This window comes from Mucilaginibacter sp. (genome assembly GCF_039207105.1).
Classification (GTDB): domain Bacteria; phylum Bacteroidota; class Bacteroidia; order Sphingobacteriales; family Sphingobacteriaceae; genus Mucilaginibacter.
On the sequence record NZ_JBCECK010000287.1, the window covers coordinates 1 to 3,011 of the forward strand.

Annotated in this window: 2 protein-coding genes; both read right to left on the reverse strand. The window is 43.2% G+C overall.

Features of this window, described 5'->3' with window-relative positions; genetic code table 11:
* On the reverse strand, window positions 1-280 hold a 280-nt coding region (locus AAGC65_RS25635; RefSeq protein WP_343115301.1), incomplete at its 3' end, for a hypothetical protein.
* A gap of 144 nt (window positions 281-424) precedes the next feature.
* Window positions 425-2,824 carry a phenylalanine--tRNA ligase subunit beta gene (gene pheT, locus AAGC65_RS25640; protein WP_343115302.1) on the reverse strand — a complete coding sequence of 800 codons (2,400 nt, stop codon included), beginning with the start codon at window positions 2,822-2,824 and terminating at the stop codon, window positions 425-427.
* Window positions 2,825-3,011 lie beyond the last annotated feature (187 nt).

Here is a 3,011-nt window from a genome sequence, read left to right on the forward strand (position 1 = left end):
ATAATACAATACACTTATCTATTTCCTGCACAAAGTCGTTAATTTTTTGCTTTATATCAAGACTTTTTTCATTTGTTTCTGAAAACGACTTAGCCAGCTTCAATACACGAAGCTTTTCTTCCAGCTCTTTTGTCTTCGCCTTACTTGCATCAAGCGCCACGGTCAGGGCCTCACTTTCCAGTTTTAACAAGTCGTTTTCCTCCTGTAAAGCAGCGCAAAGCTCTATCAACCGCTCGGTTTTGTCTACAATTTTATTTAATTGTTCTGCTACAGAAGGCATTCTTTTTAAATCCTAATTTTTAAATCCTAAACTCTAAAACCCAATTTCTAAACTCTAAAAATTAAATTCTAAACACTAACTTCTTAAAAAACTAATCTCTGATTTCTAAATTCGAAATCGAAATTCCCAAATCCGAAGTCAAAATTATTTCCTGATCTCGGCTCCGGCCTCTTTACCTAAGTTATAAATTAATTTCTGCATAATGCCGTCAATGGCTTTATCGGTCAGCGTTTTTTCCGCGTCCTGGATAATAAAGCTTAACGCATATGATTTTTTACCTGCCGGCAATTTATCACCTTCGTATACGTCAAATACACTAACTTCTTTCAATAGCTTGCGTTCGGTACGCAGGGCAATCTGTTTTAGCTGGCCAAACGATACGCCCTTATCTATCAGCATAGAAAGGTCGCGCCTTACTGCCGGGAACTTAGGAACATCCTGGTAAACGATCTTGTTATTGCGGATGGCTTTCAGCACCAGGTCAAAGTTAAAATCGGCATAAAACACTTCCTTATCTACATCAACCTTTTTCAGGGCACGTGCGGCTACCGGGCCAAACTTAACCAACTGCTTGCCATTAAGCATATATTGCAGGCCGAAAGCCAATTTAGAGCAGGTAGCATCCTCTACTACAAAATCAGTAATGTTCAGGCGTTGTAAAATACCATCAACAATGGCTTTCAGGTTATAGAACGATACCGGCTGTTGTTTCTGGTTCCACTGCTCGGCCGAGTTTGCGCCGGTAATAAATATCGAGAAACGTTGTACCTCGGTGTATTTATCATCCTTTACACTGTACACCTTGCCAAACTCATAAAATTTAAGGTCGGCAGCACGGCGGTTCTGGTTGTAGGCAATAGCTTCCAGACCAGAGTAAACCAGGCTTTGGCGCATTACATCCAGATCGCTGCTTAACGGGTTCAGAATTTTCACCGCTGTATCCAGGTTATCTGAATAAGCCGATTTGGTCAATGAGTTAGCCAATATCTCGTTAAAACCATTGGCAGTAAGCAGATCAGATATCTGGTTTTGCACCGCATCCTTCTCGGGCCGTTGTGAATTATTTAATGACGCCCTGATCTGGGTGGGTATCTCGATATTGTTGTAACCGTAAATACGCAGCACCTCTTCCACAATATCCACCTCGCGGGTTACATCAACACGGTATGGCGGAACTTGCAAGGATAAACCTTCTTCGGTTTCGCTCACAACTTTAATATCCAAGGCCTCGATGATAGCTTTGATCTCGGTATGCGGAATCTGTTTGCCGATCAGTCTGTTGATATTTTTATAAGTAACATCAACCGCGAAAGGCGCAACAGGCACCGGGTAATGATCAACAATGTCTGATGATACCTCGCCGCCGGCCAATTCCTGTATCAGTAAAGCAGCACGTTTAAGTGCGAAAACGGTCATGTCTGGATCGGTACCACGCTCAAAACGGAAAGATGCATCGGTTTTTAAGCCATGCCTTTTAGCCGTTTTACGGATGCTAACCGGATTAAAGTAAGCGCTCTCGATAAAAATACTGGTGGTTGATTCTTTAATACCTGAATGGATACCGCCAAAAACACCGGCAATGCTCATAGGCTCCTCGGCATTACCTATCATGAGGTCATGCTCAGATAACTTACGTTCTACATCGTCAAGCGTTTTAAATGGCGTGCCTTCCGCAAAGTTTTTAACACGGATGGTGCTGCCTTTAATTTCATCGGCATCAAAAGCATGCAGCGGCTGGCCCAACTCATGCAGCACATAGTTGGTAACATCCACAATGTTATTGATAGCACGTATGCCGATAACAGCCAAGCGCTCCTTTAACCATTGTGGCGATTCCTTAACGGTAACCCCGCTAACCGTAACGCCCGAAAACCTTGGCGCGGCCTGCTCGTTTTCAACAACTACCTGAATAGGCCTGCTGTTGTTAGCTACTTTAAAGGCGCTAACATCCGGGCGTTTAACAGCGATCTTTAAGAAAGCGGCAACATCACGGGCAGTACCCAGGTGCGAGGCGGCATCGGCACGGTTAGGCGTTAAGCCAATCTCGTACATATAATCGTCGTTCAGCTTAAAATACTCTTTGGCTGGTGTACCTACCGGGGCATCAGCATCAAGCACCATAATACCATCATGGTTGGTGCCTAAGCCTATCTCATCCTCGGCACAGATCATCCCTTCGGATACCTCGCCGCGTATTTTTGATTTTTTGATAGCAAATGGCTCGCCGCTTACCGGGTGAACGGTAGTACCTACAACGGCCACCACCACTTTTTGCCCGGCAGCCACGTTAGCAGCGCCGCAAACAATCTGCAGATCTTCCGGACCGCCAACATCAACCTTGGTTACATGCAGGTGATCTGAATTGGCGTGGTCAACACTCTCCTTTACATAACCAATCACCAGGCCTTCCAAACCGCCGGGGATAGGTTGTACTTTTTCCAGACTCTCAACCTCCAAACCGGTACCGGTAAGGATAATTGAAATTTCCTGTGGAGTTTTATTTGTATCAATAAATTCTTTAAGCCAGTTATATGAAATCTTCATCAGTAAGCAATGATAATCGGCAAAGATATAAAGATTTCGGAAGTCAGATTTGGGATTTGGGATTTAAAATGGATTTTATGTAAAGAATATCATAAAGTTGATTGTATGATAAACGACAAATAATACCTTATATGTCATTGCTGTAAGGGTTTAGTAATTCGGTAATAGAATTAGGTAATTATTTTTT

What these genes read in the sequence shown, in the direction of transcription:
- pheT (WP_343115302.1), bottom strand. Translation starts at nt 2,824, where the DNA reads ATGAAGATTTCATATAACTGGCTTAAAGAATTTATTGATACAAATAAA.